We start from the raw sequence: 21,478 nt of genomic DNA, 5'->3' as shown, positions 1-21,478 counted from the left end.
ACAAGGACACGACATGGAACGCGAGGATCTGCGCAGAGTCGAGAAACTGTTCCTCGGAAAGGAGCACCCGGACGACGTACTCGACGCCTTGCTTCCCTACGTCCGGCAGAACTCACGAACGGTCGCAGCGCTGCGGGCTCTGCCGCTCGGAGAGGTTTCCAACGCGTTGGTGCTGGCGGCGGGCGGCCGGAAATGACGGCGGGGCGAGGCGATGTCGTGGCGGACTTGTCTCTGGTCGAGGTTCGGCGCGCGTTGGCCGCCGGCGAGCTGAGTGCGGTGGAGGTCACGGGGGCGGCGCTGGAGCGCGGTGAACGCTTCGCCGGGTACAACCTGTTCATCACCGCTTTGCCAGAGCAAGTGCGCGAGGCTGCGGCCGCAGCTGATCGCGCCTGGGAAACAGACGGTCCGTGTGGACCGCTTCACGGCGTCCCGATCACCGTGAAGGACAACATCGATGTGGCCGGGTTGCCGACAACCGCTGGTTCCCCGGTGTTCGCCGACCGCGTCGCCACAACCGACGCTCCCGTCGTCACGCAGCTGAGACAGGCGGGCGCGATCGTGCTGGGCAAGACGAACCTGCACGAGCTGGCGCTGGGTGGCACGACGATGAACCCTTCCACGGCACCGTCCCCAACGCGTGGCAACCTGAGCACATCGCGGGCGGCTCCAGCGGCGGGTCGACCGCCGGCGTTGCGCTCGGCGTCGGATATGCCTCCGTCGGCACCGACGCGGCCGGCTCCATTCGAATTCCGGCGAGCTGCTGCGGGCTGGTCGGGTTCAAGCCGACACACGGGCTCGTTCCGCTCCGAGGCCTGATCCCGACCGGCTGCGAGCACATCGATCACCTCGGACCCCTCACCCGCTCCGTCGCGGATGCGCGGGCGATGCTGCAGGTCATGGCCGCCCCGGATCCGGACGACCCTCACTCCTCCGCCCGTCCCGCATCCTCGGTGCCGCCGCGCGACGATCTCGCCGGTCTACGGGTTGGTGTGCCGGAGTCCTGGTTCTGGGACGACCTGGAGCCGCAGGTCGAAGCGGCGGCGCGGGCGGTGCTCGACCTGATGGCCGGCAACGGCGCCACGCCGACGCCCGTGCCGATGGACATCGGTCACCTCGCGCCGCTGCTGCTGCTCCCGCTGTTCGTCGAGGCCTACGTCTTCCATCAGCCGACACTGGACGCGTGCCCCGAGCTGTATTCGCCGGATCTGCGACACCAACTGATGGCCGGGCAATACGTGCTCGCCCAGGACTACATCCGTGCGCTGCGGGCCCGCAGACTGGTGATCGAGGCCTTACGCCGGGCCATCGACGCCGTCGACATACTCGCCATGCCCACACTGCCGATAGTGCCGCCGCGTATCGCGGACGTTCAGACGCCCGACGTGTTGGAGTTGATCCACAACACGTCGGTGATCAATCAGTCCGGTCATCCGGCCGTCAGCCTGCCCATGGGGCTCGCGGCCGAGGGGGTGCCGATGGGATTCCAACTCGTCGGGCAGGTCCACGACGACTACGGGCTGCTAGCCGTGGCCGAGGCCGTGGAACGCCTGATCGGCTTCGACATGTCACTGCTCGCAACGCGCACCGGCACGGCCACCCGGAACTGACCGCATCAGTCAGGAGTGCCGCCGGCCAGCCGCCAGGCGGTGGACATCAAGGCCCGGCAAGGTGCCGGCACATCCCGCTGGGCGACCGTAGCGAGCGAGATCGTGAGCACCGGGGCACCGCTTCGTATCGGCATCGCGCACACACCCGACGTCGAATCGAGCACCCACGAGGGCACGATCGCCACGGCCAGTCCGCAGCGGACGAAGTCGAGCACGGTCGCGACATCGGCGACCTCGAAAGCGACCCTGCGCTCGACACCGGCCGCGCGGAAGGCGCGGTCGTTGGACATGCGCAGGCCCCACGTCGGCGGGGTCTCGGCGAACGGCTCGTCGGCGGTCGCGGCGAGGTCGACGCAGGTCCGGCCCGCGAGGCGATGGTCCGGTGAGGTGACCACCGCCATCGTGTCCCCGACCAGGCGAAGGAGCGACAGGCCCGGGGCGACGTCAGGGTCCACGGCGAGGAACGCCAGGTCCAGCTGCCCCTTGTGCAGCGCCGCGACGTGGCTGGTGCTGTCGCCGCGGTGCAACTCGATCTCGACGTGCGGATGCTCCGCGCGGAACTCCGCGATGAGCCGCGGCAGGCTGAAGCCCCGGTGCCACTGCAGGATCCCCAGCCGCACCGTGCCCCGCAGCCCGCCGTGCGCCTGGGCGATCACGTCGCGAGCAGCGGCGGCCGCGGCCAACGTGCGCCGCGCCTCGGGCAGCAACAGCCGGCCGGCCGAGGTGAGCTGGACGCGGTGCGGGGTCCGGTCGAACAGCCGCACGTCCAGCTCGCGCTCGAGCGCGCGCACCGTCGCCGAGACCGCGGATTGCACCATGTGCAAACGCCTCGCAGCGGCGGTGAAGCTTCCCTCCTCGGCGACGGCGGTGAACGCCGCGAGATGCCGGAGTTCCATCACCCCTTGTTAGCACGATCCTCGATGGCCGGTAGCTGGGATCCGCATTTCTCATCGATCACAGATCAGCCGATAATAGAGGGAGGCTCGCCTCGAACCACCTTCCTGGCGAATTCGACCGATTCATCCCGAGGATTCCCGCAACAACAACTCCGGCAAAGGATGACCATGCCCACCACTTCCCCGTTCATCGAACGGCACGGCCTCTACTCGCCCGACCAGGTGGAGGCGGCCGCTCGGTCGAGGAAGCTGGTCGAGCAGCACGGCATCGACGTGGTCCGGCTCGTCTGGCCCGACCAGTACGGCCTGCTGCGAGGGAAGGCGCTGACGCGTCCGGCGTACTTCGGGGCACTCGAGGCCGGCAGCGAGATCACGATGGCGCCGTTCATCCTGGACTCGGCCAACACCATCGTGCTGGACCCGTTCACCCCGGACGGAGGTTTGGAGATCGACGGTTTCGGGGGCAGTCCGAATGTCACCGCCGTGCCCGATCCAGGGACTTTCACCGTTCTGCCATGGGCGTCGCACACCGCGGTCGTCTTCGCGGATCTGTACCAGACCAATGGCATGGCATTTCCCCTCGCACCGCGGACGATCCTCAAACGGACTCTGAACCGCCTGGCCGAACGCAACCTCGCGATCGTCGCCGGGATCGAGATCGAGTGGTACCTGACCCGTGTCGTCGACGACCTGCTCGACACGGGCTCGATGGGTGGCCCCGGCACTCCCGCGGACCCACCCGTGGTGGCACCGGTGGCGCGGGGCTACAACTACCTCCTCCTCGACCATCTCGACGAGATCGACGATGCGCTCGCCCCGATCCGGGACGCGGTCACGGCCATGGGACTCCCCCTGCGCACCTTCGATGACGAGTGGGCGCCGGGCCAGGTGGAGACCACCTTCGACGTCCTGGAGGGTCTCGCCGTGGCCGACACGGCGAGTCTTTTCAAGATGGCGACCAAGCAGATCGCCAAGCGCAACGGCTACCTGGCCTCGTTCATGTGCACGCCGGCCATCGCCGGCTTCTACGCCAGCGGCTGGCATCTCCACACGTCCATCGCCGATGCCACCACCGGTCAGAACCTGATGGTTCCCGAGCCGGGGCAGGCGCTGTCGACGCTCGGGCAGCACTACGTCGGGGGCACGCTGGCGCACGGTCGCGCGGCGTCGGTGTTCACCACGCCGACCGTCAACGGGTACCGCCGCCGGCGCCCCTACTCACTCGCGCCGGACCGGCTTGCCTGGGCGAAGGACAACCGCGCCGCCATGATGCGCGTGATCAGCGCGCCCGGTGACCAGGCGTCGCACGTGGAGAATCGGGTCGGCGAGGCAGCGGCCAACCCGTATCTGTACCTCGCCGCCCAGGCCGCGGCCGGGCTCGACGGAATCGTCGGCGAGATCTCGCCGGGGCCGATCAGCGAGGATCCCTACGCGGAGGACGTTGCCCGCCTGCCGACCACGCTGGCCGAGGCGGTCGACGTGCTGGCCGCCGACGACTTCTACCGCAAGGAGTTCGGCAGCGTCTTCATCGACTACCTGGTCACCATGAAGCGCAGCGAGATCAGCCGCTACGAGGCGTGGCTCGTCGAGAACCCCGACCCGAAGACCTACGTCAACGACGTCACCGACTGGGAGCACCGCGAGTACTTCGAGCTGTTCTGATCCGCGGCTCGTATCAGGCGTTCGCGGGCAGATCGGTGCCGGCGCCCCGCCGCCGCAGCACGACGAGGTCGTGGCGGGCATCCGGCAGGCTCTGTTCCTCCAGCCCTTCGACGGTGAACCCGGCGTCAGCGATCATCTGCCGGTCGTCCGGGCCGGCCTGGCCCTCGCTCGTGAGGTAGTCACCGAGGAAGATCGAGTTGGCCAGGTGCAGAGCCAGCGACTGCATGCTCCGCAGATGGATCTCGCGGCCGCCGGCGAGCCGGACCTCGACGTCGGGGAACACGAAACGGAAGAGCGCGAGGATGCGCAGGCAGCGCTCCGGCGTGAGTTCCCAGCGCTCTGCCAGTGGGGTGCCGGCGAACGGGATCAGGAAGTTGACCGGAACAGAGTCGGGGTCGAGGTCGCGGAGTGCGTAGGCGAGGTCGAGCACGTCGTCATCCGACTCCCCCATCCCGAAGATCGCCCCGGAGCACGGAGAGAGGCCGGCGGCGGTGGCCCGGCGCACCGTGTCGACCCGGTCGGCGAACGTGTGCGTGGAGCAGATCTCGCCGTAGCGTTCCTCGCTGGTGTTCAGGTTGTGGCTGTAGGCGTGCGCACCCGCCGCCCGCAGCCGGTCGGCCTGCCCGTCCGAGAGCAGCCCGAGGCAGACGCACACCTCGACGTCGGGCTGGTCGGCCTTGATGGCGCCGATCGTGCGCTCGATGCGGGCGACGTCGCGCTCACCCGGCCCCCGGCCGCTCGTGACCAGGCACACCCGCTTGGCGCCCGCGCGCACGGCGCGGTCGGCGATACCCGCCGCGTCGTGCGGGTCGATCCAGGAGTACTTGAGGATCTCCGCCTCCGAGCCCAGCCGCTGCGAGCAGTAGCTGCAGTCCTCGGGGCACAGCCCGCTCTTCATGTTGATGATCGTGTTGAGCTTCACCCTGCGACCGAAGAACGCGCGACGCACGCGCGAGCCCGCGCCGACAACGTCGAGCAGTTCGTCGTCGCCGGCGAGCACCCGAAGTGCCGCCTCTCGGGGGATCGGCTCGCGGGCGAGCGCCGTGCGAGTGAGGCCATCGAGGAAGCCGTCCATGTCCGAACACCTTGGTCAACTCCGCGGGCGGCGACAAGGGGCCTGCCCCGTCCGGCTTCTGGTAGCACCGCCGGCACTGCGGCAGCGCGCGCCGGGTCGATTCCCACGGAGGCACCTCCGGCGTAGGCGGACGCGAGCGGCGCGACCAACGGGGCATACGGTGCGCTCGCCTCCGGAATCGCCATCGACGACGCGAGCGACGTGGCCATCGAGCCGGGTTCGACGATGGTCACGCGGATGCCGAACCCGCAGACCTCCTTGGCCACTGCTTCGAGTCGCTGCGGTCGATCGCCCGCAAGTGCGAGGTCGCACCATCGGCCGTGTACTGGCACTTCCCCTCGGAACCCGACCTCCGCTCGGCAGTGCTGGACGCGGAGTACACCGACCTGATCGACAGCATCGAGCGGGCCATCGCAGACGCGCCCGACGACATCGACACCCTCGTCATCGCGAGTCAGGCCTATGTTCGCTGGGGCCTCACGCACCCCGGCGCCTACCAACTGCTGTTCGAGAGCGGGGACGATCTGCCGCCGACGCGAGCCCCGCACGGTCCTCGCCTACAGAAGCGATTCGTCGAACTGGTGGCCGAGACGGATCCCGACACGCCGCTGTCCACAGCGCTCCTCCTGTGGTCGGCGTACACGGCCTCGTGTCGCTCCGGCTGCACAAGTCCGACTGGGCCTGGGGGCTGTCCGCCGACGACGCAACGGCTCGGATCGTGGCCGCCCTGGTGCCCCGCCCCCGGTCCTCGGCGTGATGGCACCGAACCTCAGCGCGGAAACATTTCCCGTTCCAGGCCTGCGGGAGCGGATCCCGGGCAGCAGTGCTCACATCGCCAGCCGGCCGGTGTCATCCCGTACTGCCGCTGGAAGGCCCGTTCGAACGTCCTGAGGTTGACGAACCCGACGGCAGCCGCGATGTCCGACGTCCCGAGCCAGGCGCATCTCGGGTCGGACAACATCACCCGTGCCGCGAGCAGCCGCTCCTGGCGAAGGTACGCACCCGGCGTCGTCCCGATCCGCGCGAACAGGCTGTAGGCGTAGCGGACCGACACGTGGTGGCGCCGCGCCAGCTCCTCGACCCGCAGGCTCGGATCGGACAGGTGCTCGCGCGCGTACATCCGCATCATCTCGAGCAACACCTCATCAGGCCCGTCCCCGCTCGGCACGGCGGGTGTGACGTCCCGCAACACCATTGCCAGCAGCTCGATCGCAGCTCGCCCGGCGTCCAGCCGCTGGCCCGCGGTGAGCTCGTCGGCCACGTCGAACAGCCGACCGAGATAGCCGGTCAACATCTGCATGGCCGGCCCTGCCGGGTCCACGCTGCGCGCACACGCCTCGGTGATCTCAGTTGTGCGCAGCGGGAGCAACTCCCGGGAGAACTGCAGGTTCATGCACTGGCTCTCGTCCGACGAGAACAGCTCCCATGGGCGAGCCCCCTCGTACAGCACTCCGGTACCGGACGCCAGCTCGGCGAATCGGTCGTGCTGGTGGACGTGGCCCCGACCGGCCACATACACGCAGAAGCGCAGCAAGTGGCCGCCCGATGTTCTCGCGGCCAACCGTGGGGTCCGGGTGGTCCGCAACGTCCCCCCGGAGTTCGTCCGCGAGAGTGTGACGGCCTGACCCAGCCCGTGTAGCGCCAACCGCCCGCGGTAATCCGGACGCGTTTGCATGATCACCGGCATCCCGCGGGCGACGCCTTCCAGATCCTCACCGGAGAACTCCTGGACATGCACAGCTGCGAGGCTAACTCGGGCCATCCGCCCAGGTGGGGGCCGCGCCCCACCGCCGGCTCCCGGTCAGCGCGCCGAGTCCTCGACCGCCACGTCACCCGCGGGCGGGGTGCTCGGCGCCAACCAGATGCCGGCAATCGCATCGATCAGCCCGGTGGCGGTGGCGCGCCAGGTGGCGCGGGGGGTCGAGGTGCCGTCGGCGAGTGCGCGTTCGCGCTCGGCGGGAATGTGCACCATGAGCTGCCGCACCATGTCGCCGCGTTCGGCGCGTACCTCGGGGTGCAGCGCGGGCAGACAGCCGTTGAGCCCGTCAAGGGCCTCGACGAGTGACGGAGACGTCAGCGCCTCCTCGGACATGATCTTCCGAAGTGCCGGGTCGGTCATCACCTGTGCGCTGAACCGCGCGAACCACGTGGGTCTGCCGAGCGCGTCCAGATGCTCGGTCATCGGCCGCACGATGCATGCGACCCAGTCGCGGACCTCGGTGGAACCGGCCGTCTCTGCCACCATCGCCGCTCGGATCCGATCGATGTCGGCGGTGTGTCCACGGACGATCGTGCGCACGAGATCGAACTTGCTGCCGAAGTGGTAGCCGACAGCCGCGGTGTTGCCCTGGCCCGCGGCCTCGCCGATCTGCCGGTTGGACACCGCGTACACCCCGTGCTCGGCGAAGAGCCGCTCCGCGGTGACCAGAATGATCTCTCGCGTCGCGCTCGCGCGGTCCGCCCCCGCCGATCTCCAGGTCACGGTCAGCACCTCACCGGCAGCTCACGGACTCCGCCGGGCACCGGTGAGCACAGAGCCTGCTCACCTGCCTGGTGCTGCACTACGCGCCTCCTCGAGATCGATCGTCCACGGACGCAGCCCAGTCAACCGCGCCTGTTAGTGTAAATCAACCGAGTGATTTAAGCCGCTCCGTCACGTCTGCGCAGTCCCACGAGGGAGACGCATGTCCGCTGTCCATCAGGCCTCCGCCGATCCATCCCGCGCAGACCGGCACCGGGCCGAGACCGCCGTCCGGCCTCGCCCCAACGCCGTGGTCGCCGTGCTGGCCTTCGGCGGGATCGTGGTCGCATTGATGCAGACCGTGATCATCCCGCTGGTCCCGCAGCTGCCCACGCTCCTCCACGCTTCGGCGTCCGAGGCCGTCTGGGCTGTCACCGCGACCCTGCTCGCCGGCGCGGTGGCCACGCCGACCATCGGGCGGCTGGGCGACATGTACGGCAAGAGGCGGCTGCTCCTCGTCAGTCTGGTCCTGCTGGTCATCGGATCGGTCGTCTGCGCGCTCAGCGACAGCCTCGTCCCGATGGTCGTCGGGCGGACCTTGCAAGGCCTCTCGGCCGGTGTGATCCCACTCGGGATCAGCATCATGCGCGACGAGCTCCCCGCGGAACGGCTCGGCTCCGCCACGGCCATGATGAGCGCCTCGCTCGGGGTGGGTGGCGCACTCGGGCTTCCCGCGGCCGCGTTCCTGGCCGAACGCACCGACTGGCACGTCCTGTTCTGGACCGCCGCCGGCCTCGGCGCGCTCGTCGCCGTGCTCGTGGTGAGCGTTGTGCCCGAATCCCCCGTCCGTGCCGGCGGGCGATTCGACTTCGTCGGAGCCGTCGGACTCTCGGCGGTACTGGTGGCTCTGCTGCTGGTGATCTCCAGCGGCGCGGACTGGGGATGGGGCAGCGGGCTGACCCTCGGCCTGGTGGCGGCGTCCGTCGTCGTACTGGCCTTCTGGGGTCGCTGGGAGCTCCGGGCACCGCGGCCGCTGGTGGACCTGCGCACCACCGCACGTCCCCAGGTCCTGCTCACCAACATCGCCTCGGCAGTGTTCGGGTTCGCGATGTTCGCGATGTCGTTGGTGCTACCACAGCTGATCCAGCTGCCCGAGAGCTCGGGCTTCGGGCTGGGGCAGAGCATGCTCGCCGTCGGCCTGATCATGGCACCGAACGGGCTGGTCATGATGGCGATGGCTCCCCTCTCCGCTCGCATCTCCCGCACCCGGGGGCCGAAGGTCACGCTGATGTGGGGCGCCTTCGTGGTGGCCGCCGGCTACGCGCTGGCCATCGTGCTCATGTCCGAGATCTGGCAACTCGTCGTCGTCTCCAGCATCATCGGCGCCGGTGTCGGCCTTGCCTACGGGGCGATGCCCGCCCTCGTCATGGGCGCCGTCCCTGTGTCGGAGACCGCCGCCGCCAACAGCCTCAACACGCTCATGCGCTCCATCGGCACCTCGGTCTCCAGCGCGGTCGCCGGGGTCGTTCTCGCACAGATCACCATCACGATCGAGGGCGCCACCTTCCCCTCGCAGGACGCGTTCCGCGTCGTCCTGGCGGTCGGCTCCGGCGCGGCGCTCCTCGCGCTCGTCATCACCTCCTTCATCCCGGGACGGCAGCGCAGCCGGCCCCTGCAGAAGGTGTCTGCCCCCATCGAACCGGACCCGACCGTGCCTCTTGCCGGACGAGCGGCAGACGCGCTGGGGTCCGCCGGGCAGGCCCACGGCGTGCCGGCCCGACCGGCGCCCCGAGCCGTCACGGGCGTCGTCGACGGGACCACCGGGCCCGCGCCCGCTCTGGTCACCGTCACCGCGCACGCCGCCGACGGCAGCGTAGTGAGCAGCACCGTCGCCGACGCGCACGGCCAGTACCGGCTCGACGCCCTACCCGTGCAACCACTGACCCTCGTTACCGTCGAGCACCCGGCGATCCACGAGGTCGTGACCGTCGCGGCGGGCACAACCCAGCAGCACGACATCGCCCTGCCGGTTCTGCAGCGGCACTAGGAAGGACATCCCGTGACGGACCAGCACGATGTCTTCGCCGGGCCCATCGCCACCGACGAAGCACCCTCGGCATCGCTCACCGGCCGGGTCCACAGTGCAACGAGACCGCTGTCCGGCGTGACTCTCACACTGACCGACAGCGTCGGCAGCCAGATCTCACGGGTGACCACCGGTGAGGACGGCCGGTTCCGCTTCGACGGCCTCCGTCCCGGCCACTACATCCTGATCGCCCGCCGTCCTGGTTACGAACCGCACGCCGTCTCGGTGACGGCGACGATCTTCGACCGGGCACGCTCCACGCTGATCGATGTCGAACTCACGACGATCGGCAGAATCACCGGGATCGTGCACGACCCGCAGACCGGCCACCCCGTGCCGGCCGCCGCAGTGCTCGCGCTCGATCCGGCGGGCGAGGTCATCGCCAGCACCATGTCCGATCCGGACGGCCGCTACCGCCTCGACGGCATCGCCACGACGACCGTCACGATCGCGGTCGCGACTCCCGGAGCCGAGCCCGTCGCCCGTGTGATCGAACTCGGTGCCGCGGCAGGTTCCGATCACGTCGTCGACCTGCCCGTCCAGACCCTCGGCGTACTCACCGGCACTGTCACAGCGGCCGGGCAGGCCGTCCCCGGGATCACGCTCCACCTGCACGATCAGCACGGACGCGCGGTCGGCACGACCGTGACCGATGACCATGGCATGTACCGCTTCGACAACGTCCCGGCCGGCCGGTACAGCGTCCGCAGCGCCACCAGCCTTCCGCACGCGGCTGCGATAGGAGCGCACGACGCGGTCAGCGACGTGACACTCACCGGCCGCGGAGACAATTCACCGCAGTAGACGTGTTCCCCGGCCGCCCAGGCTGGTCGGTCCGCGACTCATCATCCGACGGCGCGGTGTCGCGGTGGTGGCGCGGCGTCCACGGTGCGGTCCGGGATGTGATCGACGCACACGCCGTTGTGATCGGATGCGGGACGGGAGACTCCCCGGCGCCCGCGATGGGCGGCGCCGCCCTCCCTGGCCGAGCCTCCTCCCGTCCGGGGAAGACCGCAGCCTGAGCTCCACCGGCAACGACCGGTCTCGCATCTCCGGGGTCAGACCGCGGATTCCCGACAACGATCTCTCTGGACCGATCTTTCCGTACCACAAATAACCTGACGTTTACTTTTCGGTGGGCCCCCCAGCTGTGATGATCAATCTTATCGAGCATTCATGAAGCCGTCGACGAGATCATGGCCACACCTTGCTTCTCCTACAAGGGGGGCGAGCGTCACATTCCGGCCATATGTGTGCCGGGCATATGGGCGCATTTCTGCCGGTCTGCCCGAAGCTGATGTGCCGGCGGATCGCCGAAAGCACGGAGTACAGCAAACGGCACCAGTTTCGTAACATGCCGCCTATTGCGCGCCAACTGGACTCATGCCACCCGCCGGGTGGTCGGTCGCGCAGCGGTTCGGACTCGAGCGTCCTTTATCGTGGCCACGGCTGGTGGGTCTCACGGCAGTGAGAGCACTGCGTTCAGGAGTTCATTACGATGCGCAAAACACGCGCGATCGGCTAGTTCGGTCGCATTGGGGGGAGCTTGGCGATCGAGAGGCGTGTAGCAACCGGTATGAGACGGATCTTCGAGGCGCGTCGGCCAACGGCGATCGTGGCGCATCGATCAACCGCAGATGTTGTGGTCGAGCGGCCGACCTCGTCGCAATGCGCGACGTGGCAAGCTCATGGTGTCGGAGGTGCTGAGGTTGTTGTCCAATTGTTCCGGTCGACTGTTGCGGCTGGATGAATGGTGCGCAATCGCCGAACGAGCGGAGTGTTCCCCGAACGACGTGGACGCATCCGCGATAATGCTCGGACAGACCGGGGCACTCGCGGCACTTTCCGCTCCAGCGGCGGCCACACCATGATCGATGAGTTCAATCCCGACGAGCACCGCAGCCTGGTGGATTCATGGCTGCGCGAATACGTTTCAGTCGGCGACCGACGGATCGGCCGATCCGGGCCCGTGTGCCCCTTCGTTCCTCGTGCGCTCAACGAGCACGCCTTGGAGACTCACATACGATACGACATCGACGGCTCCGATGAACCGGAACTGATCGATGCACTGCAGACCGAGATCCGCGAATTCGGCGCGGCGGGCCACCAACCACGCAGTTCGGGAGTCCTGCTCGACAGCTGGCTGATAGTCATGCCACGCATGGGCCCTGACGGCTGGGAGCGCTTGGATGCGGCGTATGAACGCCTGAAAGACTTCGCCGTGCAATCCGGGTTGATGGTCGGCCAATTCCACCCGAACTGCGACGAGAGAGCGTTCCGGAATTCCGGTTTCAGAGTCTCCATCGCCCCCGTCGCACTGCTCGCGATACGACACATGGCACCACACGACGTCCTTTTCTTACATGATTCTGAACGATGGTTCAGGGTATATCATTCACGCTTCCATACATATTTCGAGCGTGGCCGCGTACGCGACCCGCTCCTGCTCTCGCTGTATAGGCGCGCGCGTGATCGCCATGGCCTTTCGGCATAGCCGGGGCCGAACTCCGTACGCCGTCGTCGTCCTCACCGGAGAGAGATTCGCGATATGAACGATAATGCACCCTCTGCTCTTCTGGTCGATGACGTCTGGGTTGCGCTGCCCGAGGAGCTCCGCGAAGAGTTGCTCACCCGCCGGAGGTCTTCGACCGGATGGAGGGGCTACAGACGCCAGGAATGGGACGGCAGGCACTGGGAACCACTCCGGCCGGTGATCATCCGAGAACGGGCCTACCGCGGCCTCGGGTGGCTCACGGCCCGGCTGTTGCACCTGGCCGTCGAGGCGTGCCGTCGCCGTGCCGCGACGCTGGGCGAACTACACCGCGCACTCCGCTTTCCCCATGAGCTCCAGCTGATGGATCCCGATCGCCCGCTGGTGGCCGCAGAGCTCACCCGGTATGCCCGTCCCGACCTCCTGGTCGAGCAGGGTCAGCCACGCTTGCTCGAGTTCAACAACAGCACACGGCTCGGGGGCGACACGGTGACGCCCCGGCTCGCGGAGGCCTACGCCCGATTGTGTCCGCAGAGCGGTCTGCACCCGCCGCCGTCCTCTGTGACCGCCCGCTCCGCGGCGTTGGTCCGGACGCTCGGTTCCCAGGTCGGGAACGGCCGTCCACGTCGGATGCTCGTCCCCGCGTGTTGGGGGATCGACGCCAACGGAACGCGCCGTCGCCACGAGAGGATCAAGAAGCCCGTCCTGGCCGATGCTGAGCGGGTGGGCCTGGAGGTCGTCCAGGCCGACCTCGTCGAGCTCGGCATCAACGCCGCCGGTCGACTGCTCGCCGCCGGTCTGCCGATCGATCTCGTCATGTTCCAGTGGGGCAGCGACCGCATAGTCGACGACGGCGGCGGACTCGCCGCGCTGCGTAGCGCCGATCGCGCCCGAACTGTGGAGCTGTTCCCGCGTACGGAGTCGGCCCTCATCTCCTCGAAGGCGGTCCTGGCCTGGCTCCATGAGGACTGTGATGCGGGCCTGCTCGACCCGGCGGACAGCGCGTTGGTGCGAACCCACGTTCCGTGGACCACCTGCCTGGGCCTGGACGGCGATCCGGCCGTGCACGAGAAGCTGCTACGCATGGCGACCGACGAGCGCGACCGGCTGGTCTCGAAGCCCGCCGTCGGCAAGTCCGGAAACGGCGTGCTCTTCGGAAGCCAGACGTCGGAGAAGGACTGGCTCGCGGCCGCTGTCCATGCCGCCCGCGAGTCGCCGGTTGTCCTCCAGCAACGCGTCGAATCCGACCGCATGACGATGCCGTTCCTCGATCGGGACTCCGGGCAGGAGATCGTGGCGCAGGTGCCATATGTGCTCAGTCCGTTCATGATCGACGGCGAGGCGGCGAGTGTCGGGGTGCGCCACATGGGCCCGGGCGTTCGTGCCGGAGACGTGGTGATCGGCGCCAGTCGGGGCGGTTTCCAGAGCACGGCACTCATCGCACCGGATCCGGTGTGAGTTACTCGTCCGTCCACGATTCGGCCGTCAGCGGGTCGTAGAGTTCCTCGATCTCGTCGCGGTACCACTGAGCGATCACCGTGCGTTTCAGCTTGAACGTCGGCGTGAGCTGGCCTGCCTCGCTGCTCCATTCCTCCGGCAGGAGGGCCCAGTTCTTGACCTGCTCGACCCGGGAGAGGGCAGCGTTGCCCGCGCCGATGCACCGGGCCACCTCCAGCCGCACCCGTCCATCGGCAACCGCTTCGGCGATCGAACGAACCTTGATGTCCCGCGCGGCACACCACTGCGCCCAGCCGGGATCGAGGGTGACCAGGGCCACGAGGCAAGGCTTGTCATCACCGTGCACGTAGACCGACCCGACCAGGTCGGAGCCTGACGACAAGGCGCCCTCCACGCCGGCGGGTGAGATCGTCTTCCCGGACGCGGTGTTGATGAGTTCCTTCTTACGACCGGTGATGCGCAGGTATCCGTCGTCGTCCAGGGCGCCGATGTCGCCGGTGTGCAGCCAGCCCGCCGCGTCGATCGCCTCCGCCGTCGCCTGCGGCTGGTTCAGATAGCCGGGGGTGATGTTCGGGCCTCTCGCCAGTACTTCGCCATCCGGGGCGATCCACAGGTCGACGCCGGGCAGCGCGCGCCCCACGCTGCCCAGCCGCGGTGCGTGCAGCGGACTGTGCGCGAGCATCGCGCACGTCTCGGTCATCCCGTACACCTCGATGATGGTGATTCCCATCCCGGCGAAGAACGCCACCACCTCGGCCGGCAGCGATGCCGCGCCGCTGACCGCGAGCTCCACCCGATCCAGACCGAGCCCCGCGCGCAGCCGCCGGTAGACGACTCGCTCCATGAGCGGACTCCGGAGGCGGGTCCACCAGCGTGCGTTCTTGCCGGTCAATCGTGCGGTGCCCACCTCGCGAGCAACCGAGAGCGCCGAGTTGACGAGCAGCCGCCGGAAGCGGCTCTTCTGATTCGCCGCTCGTTCTCGGATGGCGCCGTACATTCTTTCCCAGACCCTCGGCACCCCGAGGAACAGGTTGGGCCGGGTCGCCGGGAGTATCTGCGGCAACTTCGCGGAATCCCGAACATAAGTGACCGTGATCGCCCGCGCCAAACCTTGGTAGTGCGAGAACAACCGCTCCGCCACGTGAGCCAACGGAAGATAGGACACCGTCGACCACCCGATCGGAACCGGACCGCCGAGATGTTCGACGAGCTGCCTGTTCACCTGCTCCATCACCCACAGCGCGGCGGTGTGGGTGATGATCGTGCCCTTGGGAAACCCCGTCGTACCCGACGTGTAGACGATGGTCAGCGGATCGCTCGGGTGCATCTGGTAGCTGGCGTAGTCGATCTCGAGCCCGCGCTGACCAAGCTGTTCCGAGGCGACGGCCACCAACTGCTCGAACCGTTCCACGCCCAGCGGCGGCACGACATCCGGTTCCAGGTCGAGCACGAGCACGTACCTCAGCCTGGGCAGTTGCTCCTGGATGGCCAGCCACAGGGGCAGCCGGACGGCATCGACGACCACCACCGAAGCCGCCGAGTCCGCCGCAACCCAGGCAAGCTGCTCGGCGGCCAGGCTGTTGTAGTAGCTGCAGGGAATGGCGCCCGCCATCACCGCGCCGACATCAGCAAGCACGTGCTCTGCGCGGTTGACCATGTGCAGACCCACCACGTCGCCGCGGCCCACCCCCAGGTCCATCAGCACCAGCGCGATCGCCCGAGCCTGCGCCCGATACTCGGACCAGCTCAATCGAATCTCGCCGTCCACCAGGGCGAGGGCATCGGGATGCTCGATCGCGTTGCAGTCGACCAGGTCCAACAGGGTGAGTCGTTGGTGCCGGTTGCCCACTACCGCCAGACCTCCTTGTCCGAACGGGTGATCATGACGCACGGGCAGTATTGGCTAGTCACCCGAATGAGGCAACCGGCCCCGCCCGAGCTGTCCGAAATGCCTGAAGCCATCCTTACGGGCTGCCGATGTCCTCACGGTGACCCCCGGCGTCGCCCTGACCGGCGGCGCCAGGAGTCCGCTCCTCGCTGCCGGGACTTACCGCGGATCACCAGCCGGTATCAGCACTGCTTCTCCGAGGAGATCTTGTCGTCGAAGGGCTGGCTGAGCTGCGCCACGGTGACGCCCGCAGGAACTTTGACCTCCGACCCCTGGAAGTTGGCATCGGTCCAGAAACACATGTCCTGGCCCGTGTTATTGGCAATAGATGTGATCTTGTCATTGAGGTCTACAGTGGCAAAGTTGCTGAAACCTCCTTCCAGCTCGGTGAACTCCCCCCGGAAATTCGCCCCCTCATAGACCGTGAGCTCGTTGGGCCTTCCGTCGACGGAACCGGAGCCCGACGACTGCCCGCCCGAGGACTGTCCACCCGACGACCGCCCGGATGCGGCACTACCGCCCGTCGGGCTCACGGTCGACCAGTTGTCGGCAACACCCTGACCGTTGATCTGGCCGGGCTGTTGGTCCTGCCAGTAGTAGTACATCGGCGATCCGTTGATGGTCACCTGGTAGGTGCCGTCGGACCGCTGGACGTAACCGACGCTGGAGGCGTTTACTCCGGCCGTGTAGATCTTCGCGGAAGGCCCGACCACCAGCGGCGGAAAAGTCGCCGCGCAGTCGCTGTCACAAGTGGACTGCGGGGGGTTCGTACTGTCCGCGGCGGAGCGGTACAGGGTCATGCCGGCGCTGTCCGTGACGTAGACGCCGATCTGAGGGCTGTTGACCGCCTGAAGTTGAATGCTGGGAGCCGCGCCGTGATTGGTGGGCAGCGTCAGCGTGCCGGTCGTCGGGCCCCCGAAAACCTGCACCTGCCCCACCGAGTTCGCGATCGGAGGCGGACTGCTGCCGACCACCTGCCCGAGGGCTCCCACCTGCGGGAGCGGCACGGACGGAGCGGCGGCCTGGAAGCTGCAGGCGGTGAGCGCGGCGAGGCTCGCTACGGCGACAGCCCCGTACCGAACTGCGCGGATGAGCTTCTTCATGCGGATCTGGATCCCCCGGTCTGCGGGCCGGACATCCCGACCCGATCTTCGCACCACACGGATCGACAGCAGGCGCGGTTCGACGAATGCAACAATCCGCATATGCCGAGGTCGGACCGGGCCGCGCTTCACACCGTGGACATACCTGGGGACAACTCACATCCACTTCTCGTTCATCAACCTGTGCTTTCAACCTGCTGTTGAAGCACCTCGCCGGGGACTAAGCGACGACGTAGCGATCGCGGGCTTCGCCGTGGAGGTGTCCTGGTGGAAGCCTCCGGCCGTACGCGACCAGCAAGAGATCCTGCGCGGCACCGACCAGAGGTGTACCGGTGCCGAAGGACCAGTCCAGATCATCGGCGCGCAGTTGGACGTCGTCGAGGTCGGCCCTGAAGAACTTCAGCGTCCTGGCGGTGACATTCGACAAGAGGAGGCGTAGGCGGTCTTCGGGGATCCGGCGGTCGATACCGAGGGCGACTGTGATGTCCAGGCCGTGGATCACATCGTGGCCCAGCGCCGCTGCGGCGCCGCCGACCGGCGGCTGCCAGGGGTGGTGCGCGTTGTCCCTGAGCGCGTTGACCAGCTCAGCCGTGGACAGGGTGGCCGCGTCCTTTCGAGCACACCTGTCGGTCATTCGGTTGATGCCGCCCCGGGCTTTGACGAGCTCGAACACCATCCTGGGCAGCGGGTACCGGAATCCCATCGACATGTGGGCTGCGACCTCTCGCACTCGCCATCCGGCACACAAGGTCGGCCCGTCCCACATGGCGATCGGCAGATCGTCCAGCATCGCCGCGAGTTCCTGCCGTTCGGCCGCGATCTCGGTCGCGAGGTCCATGGCGTGCTCCTTCTTCGGTGATCTGTCCAAGGGGGCCGGTGGGCCGGGCTCGGTCTGCATGGCACGGACGTACGGGGGCGCGGCGCAGACGGTCGCAGCCCCCAACTCTCATAATGAACTTACTGTAATAATCCACTTATGAGACTGACAAGGGCGGAGGCCAAGGAGCGCAACAGGCGGGCCCTGCTCGACGCCGCACGCCGGATCGTGGCCAGAGACGGCCACAGCGCGAGGCTCGAGGAGATCACCGAGCAGGCCGAGCTGACCACCGGCGCCGTCTACTCACTGTTCGGAAGCAAGAACGGCCTGCTGATCGCGATGGTCACCGACTACCTCGGCCCCCACTACGAAGGCATGCAGGAGACCGTCCCCGCAGACCTCGACCTCGTCGAAGCGGTCGGCACCTTCGCCCGCTACTACCGCCGCTTGTGCGACGACCCCGACGCACTGCGCCACCTGTCGTTCGAGATCAGCCTGCAGGACCTGGCACTACGAGAACCCGAACTGCGGCCGAAGCTCGCCGACGCCATCCGGACGCACGAGGAACGGCTGACCGCACTGTTCACCGGTAGATCCCACGACGAGGCCCCGGTGACCGCACGGCAGGCGCAGCGCTTGGCCGTGGCGCTCAGAGGACTGCTCGTCGGTCTCAGCCAGGGCGTCATCCTCGGCTTGACCGGGTCGGTCTCCGAGCAGTACTTCGCCGCCACTGCCCGCGCCCTGATCACACCGGAAGTACTCGGTTCGCCTTGATCTTCCTCGGCGACGGCGGCGGAGGACCCGTGACGCATGTCCGATTCCTTCAAGATCTGGCTGGATCTGCCGGGTTACGTTGGGCCGATCGTCTGAGGAGGAATGTTGCGAATCGGAATCGGGCTTCCCGCCGCCGTGCCAGGAACGGATGCCACGTCGATCGGACGATGGGCTGCCGAAAGCGAGGAGCGCGGCTTTCGGTCGTTGGGCGTGATCGACCGACTGGTATATGACAATCTGGACCCGCTGGTGGCGTTGGCCGCCGCGGCGGCCCGTACAGAACGCATCGAGCTGCTGACCACCGTGCTCAATGCCGGTTATCGTCGCAACCCGGTCGTCTTGGCCAAGCAGATCGACTCTGTCGAACGGCTTTCCGGAGGGCGGCTGACCGTAGGACTCGGCATGGGCGGCTGGGCCGAGGATTACGCAGCCAGTGACGTGGCGATGACGAAACGGGGCGCCGCGTTCGAAACCACCCTGGCGACGATGCGAGACGTATGGCACGGCAAGGTGGATGGGGCCTCCGGACCGATCCTGGCGCTGCCACCGGGGCGCCCGGGCGTCCTGCTCGCCGGAGCCGTGCCCGCCGGCTTCGCCCGGGCCGCCGCGTTGGCCGACGGCTGGGTGGCTCCGTCTTTCGGGTTGGAGATCCTGAAAGAGGGCGTCGACACCGTCCGCCGGGGATGGGCCCGAGCCGGACGTCCGGGACGACCACGGGTGATCGTCGAGCGTTACTTCTGTCTGGGAACCGGCGCGGCGGAGACCGCCGAAGCGTACGTGGCGCACTACTACGGGACCGAATACCTTCCCCGGGTTCGTCCCGACGTCATAACCGACGTCGACCATCTGCACGAGGAGATCGGTCGCCTCACCCAGGCCGGAGCCGACGACCTGGTGCTGTTCCCGTGTTCGGGGGCGTCCGACCAGATCGGCCTGCTGGCCGACGACCTCGACGCGACCGGCTGGGAGAAAGAGAAGAGAGGGCCCGATGACGTCGAATGAGGAGTCGGAACTCACCGCGCTCGTCAACGTCGGCCATTCCGTCGCCGGCTACTTCGAACGCATCGGCATCACCAGGATCGCGCAGCTTGCCGGCCAGGATCCGATCGAGTTGTACGAGCGGATGTCGGCCGCCTCCGGCGAGCGACTCGACCCGTGCCTGCTCGACACCGTCATGTCCGCCGTGGACCAGGCCGAAGGGCGGCCGGGCCGCCCGTGGTGGCACTACACCCCGCAGCGCAAACAGCTGCAGGCGCAACGAGACCACTGACATGCTCGACCGCAGGGCGTCATCCTCGGGCTGACCGGCTCGGTCTCCGAGCAGTACTTCGCCGCCACCGCCCGTGCCCTGATCACCCCGGAAGTACTCGGTCCGCCCGACCCCGCACCGGCGCCCCATGCCCGCTGTGAGCCGACACCAGTGTGTGCGCCGGAGGGGAGGCCGGACGCATGTCCGATTCCTTGGAAATTCGGCTCGATCTACCTGATCATCCACGGCGAGATAGAAGCAGCCCACACAGGAAGTGGCAGTGATACCGGTCACTCGAGGAGTGAAATCAAGAGATATGTCCGATCTACGTAATATGAAATGAGATACATTTCCTGCCGCGTCGGAGGCGCCGTTATCGAGACCCCAGCCTTGACGCTTGCGATCGCCACTGTGACTCGTCTATACCGCTATCGCAAGCTCCGTCCCACTGACAGTGATCAGCTACGGAAGGCCGCACCATATGACCGATACCCCTCGCCTCGATGTCCCGATCCGCGATGTCTGGGATGCACTGCCGGAGCAGCTGCGCGCAGAGTTCCTCGCCCGTCGGACGGAGTCGACCGGGTGGAATTTCCACCGGCTTCAGGAATCGGACGGAAAATACTGGGAGCCACTCCGGCCGGTCGTCATCGGAGAACGGGCCTACCGGCGCCTCGACTCGATCACAGCTCGGCTGTTGTACCTGGCGGTGGATGCGTGCCGGCGGCGTGCGTCGACCGTGGGTGAACTGAAGCGGCTACTCCGCTTTCCCGATGCGCTGGTGCTGATGGATCCTGATCGTCCGATCGTGGCCACAGAGCTCATCCGGTACGCACGTCCCGACTTCCTGCTCGAGCAGGGGCGACCCCGGCTGCTCGAGCTCAACACCCTCCCCAACCTCGGCCGCAGTGTCACCTTGTGCCCCCAGTTGGCGGACGCCTACGCCCAGCTGTGCCCGCACAGCGGCCTGTACCAGCCACCCTCTACCGTGGCCGCACGTTCCGAGGCGCTGGTCCGTACGCTCCCTGGCGAGATCGGAAACGGCATCCCGATCCGGCTGCTCATGCCCACTTACAAGAAGATGAAAACCGGGGCCGGCGAGGCCAAGTCGCACAAAACGGCCAGACGGGCCTCCGTGGCCGACGCCGAGCGAGTGGGCTTCGAGGTGGTCCAGGCCGATCTCGCCGAACTGCGCCTCGACACCACCGGTCGACTGCTCGCCGCCGACGTGCCGATCGACGTCGTGCTACTCCAGTGGGGCGGCGGCATCGTGGAGGACGGCGGCGGGGTTGCCGCATTGTGTGGCGCTGACCGGGCCCAGACGGTCGGACTGTTCCCGCGCACGGAGTCGGGGCTCGTCTCGTCGAAGGCGATCCTGGCCTGGCTGCACGAGGACTGTGATGCCGGCTTGCTCGCCGCCGCCGATCAGGAATTGGTACGCGAGCACGTTCCATGGACCGCATGCCTCGGCCTGGACTGTGACCCGGACGAACAGAAGGAACTGCTGAGCATCGCAAGCAGCCGACGTGATCAGTTGGTGGCCAAGCCCGCCTCCGGCAGTTCCGGAAAAGGCGTGTTGTTCGGCAGCCAGGCGGCGGAACAGGACTGGCCCTCAGCCCTCGTGGAGGAGGCGCGGACGAACCCGGTGGTCCTGCAGGAACGCGTCGTATCCGACCGCACGCCGATGCAATTTCACGAACTTGACTCCGGTCAGCAGGTCACCGCTGAGGTGCCGTTCGTGCTCAGCCCGTTCATGATCGACGGTGTGGCGGGGAGCCTCTATCTGCGCCACATGGGCCCGTACGTCGCTGCAGGGGACCTGGTGATCGGTGCGTTTCGAGGCGCATACGAGAGCACGGTCCTGCTCGCCCCGGAGCCGTCCGTACCGGGAGCCGCGCGATGATGCCCGAC

17 protein-coding genes and 2 pseudogenes are annotated in these 21,478 nt (G+C 67.7%); 12 read left to right on the top strand and 7 right to left on the bottom strand.

Annotated features, from left to right (window positions below; genetic code table 11):
- Window positions 1–13 precede the first annotated feature (13 nt).
- Window positions 14–196, top strand: a complete 183-nt coding sequence (locus MMF94_RS31535) for a hypothetical protein (protein WP_241041065.1) — start codon at window positions 14–16, stop codon at window positions 194–196.
- Window positions 193–1,607, top strand: a pseudogene (locus MMF94_RS31525) (amidase). Before MMF94_RS31535 ends, MMF94_RS31525 begins: the two are co-directional and overlap by 4 nt.
- 5 nt (window positions 1,608–1,612) lie before the next feature.
- On the opposite strand, the gene MMF94_RS31520 reads toward MMF94_RS31525, so the two are convergent.
- The gene (locus MMF94_RS31520; RefSeq protein ID WP_241041064.1) at window positions 1,613–2,503 is read right to left on the bottom strand and encodes a LysR family transcriptional regulator; all 891 of its coding nucleotides are present in this window, start codon (window positions 2,501–2,503) and stop codon (window positions 1,613–1,615) included.
- Between the two features lie 168 nt (window positions 2,504–2,671).
- Here MMF94_RS31520 and MMF94_RS31515 point away from each other — a divergent pair, with 168 nt between their 5' ends.
- Window positions 2,672–4,165 carry a glutamine synthetase family protein gene (locus tag MMF94_RS31515; RefSeq protein ID WP_241041063.1) on the top strand — a complete coding sequence of 498 codons (1,494 nt, stop codon included), beginning with the start codon at window positions 2,672–2,674 and terminating at the stop codon, window positions 4,163–4,165.
- A gap of 13 nt (window positions 4,166–4,178) precedes the next feature.
- Here MMF94_RS31515 and bioB read toward each other — a convergent pair whose 3' ends face one another.
- Entirely contained in the window at window positions 4,179–5,240 is a 1,062-nt protein-coding gene (gene bioB, locus MMF94_RS31510) for a biotin synthase BioB (RefSeq protein ID WP_241041062.1), read from the bottom strand.
- 320 nt (window positions 5,241–5,560) lie between these two features.
- Between bioB and MMF94_RS43830 the strand changes: the two are divergent.
- Window positions 5,561–5,866 (top strand): annotated as a pseudogene (locus MMF94_RS43830) (TetR/AcrR family transcriptional regulator); the annotation flags it as partial.
- Window positions 5,867–6,009: 143 nt separating this feature from the next.
- On the opposite strand, the gene MMF94_RS31505 reads toward MMF94_RS43830, so the two are convergent.
- The gene (locus MMF94_RS31505; RefSeq protein ID WP_241041061.1) at window positions 6,010–6,978 is read right to left on the bottom strand and encodes an AraC family transcriptional regulator; all 969 of its coding nucleotides are present in this window, start codon (window positions 6,976–6,978) and stop codon (window positions 6,010–6,012) included.
- A gap of 63 nt (window positions 6,979–7,041) precedes the next feature.
- Entirely contained in the window at window positions 7,042–7,728 is a 687-nt protein-coding gene (locus MMF94_RS31500; protein WP_379660369.1) for a TetR/AcrR family transcriptional regulator, read from the bottom strand.
- Between the two features lie 196 nt (window positions 7,729–7,924).
- On the opposite strand from MMF94_RS31500, the gene MMF94_RS31495 reads away from it, so the two are divergent.
- From MMF94_RS31495 to MMF94_RS31480, 4 genes are all read left to right on the top strand, one after another.
- Window positions 7,925–9,748 (top strand): MFS transporter, encoded by a 1,824-nt coding sequence (locus tag MMF94_RS31495; protein ID WP_241041059.1) that lies wholly within the window; start codon window positions 7,925–7,927, stop codon window positions 9,746–9,748.
- A 12-nt stretch (window positions 9,749–9,760) separates the two neighbouring features.
- The gene (locus MMF94_RS31490; RefSeq protein WP_241041058.1) at window positions 9,761–10,591 is read left to right on the top strand and encodes an MSCRAMM family protein; all 831 of its coding nucleotides are present in this window, start codon (window positions 9,761–9,763) and stop codon (window positions 10,589–10,591) included.
- A gap of 1,063 nt (window positions 10,592–11,654) precedes the next feature.
- A complete protein-coding gene (locus tag MMF94_RS31485; protein ID WP_241041057.1) occupies window positions 11,655–12,281 on the top strand; it encodes a DUF6875 domain-containing protein in 627 nt (208 codons plus the stop codon).
- Between the two features lie 54 nt (window positions 12,282–12,335).
- Window positions 12,336–13,736, top strand: a complete 1,401-nt coding sequence (locus tag MMF94_RS31480) for a glutathionylspermidine synthase family protein (protein WP_241041056.1) — start codon at window positions 12,336–12,338, stop codon at window positions 13,734–13,736.
- A gap of 1 nt (window position 13,737) precedes the next feature.
- Here MMF94_RS31480 and MMF94_RS31475 read toward each other — a convergent pair whose 3' ends face one another.
- From MMF94_RS31475 to MMF94_RS31465, 3 genes are all read right to left on the bottom strand, one after another.
- Complete coding sequence (locus MMF94_RS31475; RefSeq protein ID WP_241041055.1) at window positions 13,738–15,585, bottom strand: AMP-dependent synthetase/ligase; 1,848 nt, start codon at window positions 15,583–15,585, stop codon at window positions 13,738–13,740.
- 221 nt (window positions 15,586–15,806) lie between these two features.
- Entirely contained in the window at window positions 15,807–16,727 is a 921-nt protein-coding gene (locus MMF94_RS31470) for a peptidase inhibitor family I36 protein (protein WP_241041054.1), read from the bottom strand.
- A gap of 220 nt (window positions 16,728–16,947) precedes the next feature.
- Complete coding sequence (locus MMF94_RS31465; protein WP_241041053.1) at window positions 16,948–17,565, bottom strand: maleylpyruvate isomerase family mycothiol-dependent enzyme; 618 nt, start codon at window positions 17,563–17,565, stop codon at window positions 16,948–16,950.
- Window positions 17,566–17,703: 138 nt separating this feature from the next.
- Between MMF94_RS31465 and MMF94_RS31460 the strand changes: the two genes are divergently transcribed.
- From MMF94_RS31460 to MMF94_RS31445, 4 genes are all read left to right on the top strand, one after another.
- Window positions 17,704–18,318 carry a TetR/AcrR family transcriptional regulator gene (locus MMF94_RS31460; protein ID WP_241041052.1) on the top strand — a complete coding sequence of 205 codons (615 nt, stop codon included), beginning with the start codon at window positions 17,704–17,706 and terminating at the stop codon, window positions 18,316–18,318.
- Between the two features lie 102 nt (window positions 18,319–18,420).
- On the top strand, window positions 18,421–19,320 hold the full coding sequence (locus MMF94_RS31455; RefSeq protein ID WP_241041051.1) for an LLM class flavin-dependent oxidoreductase: 900 nt from the start codon (window positions 18,421–18,423) through the stop codon (window positions 19,318–19,320).
- Complete coding sequence (locus tag MMF94_RS31450) at window positions 19,307–19,588, top strand: helix-hairpin-helix domain-containing protein (RefSeq protein WP_241041050.1); 282 nt, start codon at window positions 19,307–19,309, stop codon at window positions 19,586–19,588. Before MMF94_RS31455 ends, MMF94_RS31450 begins: the two co-directional genes overlap by 14 nt.
- Window positions 19,589–20,048: 460 nt before the next feature.
- On the top strand, window positions 20,049–21,470 hold the full coding sequence (locus MMF94_RS31445) for a hypothetical protein (RefSeq protein WP_241041049.1): 1,422 nt from the start codon (window positions 20,049–20,051) through the stop codon (window positions 21,468–21,470).
- Window positions 21,471–21,478: the final 8 nt, after the last annotated feature.

Source organism: Pseudonocardia alaniniphila (assembly GCF_022524485.1).
GTDB lineage: Bacteria > Actinomycetota > Actinomycetes > Mycobacteriales > Pseudonocardiaceae > Pseudonocardia > Pseudonocardia alaniniphila.
The sequence above is the reverse complement of the archived record's forward strand: the minus strand, read 5'-3'. Positions and strand labels throughout refer to the sequence as shown.

Bases quoted from the DNA above. Each gene is read 5' to 3' on its own strand.
- MMF94_RS31535 (WP_241041065.1), top strand. From the start codon at position 14: ATGGAACGCGAGGATCTGCGCAGAGTCGAGAAACTGTTCCTCGGAAAG.
- MMF94_RS31520 (WP_241041064.1), bottom strand. From the start codon at position 2,503: ATGGAACTCCGGCATCTCGCGGCGTTCACCGCCGTCGCCGAGGAGGGA.
- MMF94_RS31515 (WP_241041063.1), top strand. From the start codon at position 2,672: ATGCCCACCACTTCCCCGTTCATCGAACGGCACGGCCTCTACTCGCCC.
- bioB (WP_241041062.1), bottom strand. From the start codon at position 5,240: ATGGACGGCTTCCTCGATGGCCTCACTCGCACGGCGCTCGCCCGCGAG.
- MMF94_RS31495 (WP_241041059.1), top strand. From the start codon at position 7,925: ATGTCCGCTGTCCATCAGGCCTCCGCCGATCCATCCCGCGCAGACCGG.
- MMF94_RS31485 (WP_241041057.1), top strand. From the start codon at position 11,655: ATGATCGATGAGTTCAATCCCGACGAGCACCGCAGCCTGGTGGATTCA.
- MMF94_RS31480 (WP_241041056.1), top strand. From the start codon at position 12,336: ATGAACGATAATGCACCCTCTGCTCTTCTGGTCGATGACGTCTGGGTT.
- MMF94_RS31470 (WP_241041054.1), bottom strand. From the start codon at position 16,727: ATGAAGAAGCTCATCCGCGCAGTTCGGTACGGGGCTGTCGCCGTAGCG.
- MMF94_RS31465 (WP_241041053.1), bottom strand. From the start codon at position 17,565: ATGGACCTCGCGACCGAGATCGCGGCCGAACGGCAGGAACTCGCGGCG.
- MMF94_RS31460 (WP_241041052.1), top strand. From the start codon at position 17,704: ATGAGACTGACAAGGGCGGAGGCCAAGGAGCGCAACAGGCGGGCCCTG.
- MMF94_RS31455 (WP_241041051.1), top strand. From the start codon at position 18,421: ATGTTGCGAATCGGAATCGGGCTTCCCGCCGCCGTGCCAGGAACGGAT.
- MMF94_RS31450 (WP_241041050.1), top strand. From the start codon at position 19,307: ATGACGTCGAATGAGGAGTCGGAACTCACCGCGCTCGTCAACGTCGGC.
- MMF94_RS31445 (WP_241041049.1), top strand. From the start codon at position 20,049: ATGACCGATACCCCTCGCCTCGATGTCCCGATCCGCGATGTCTGGGAT.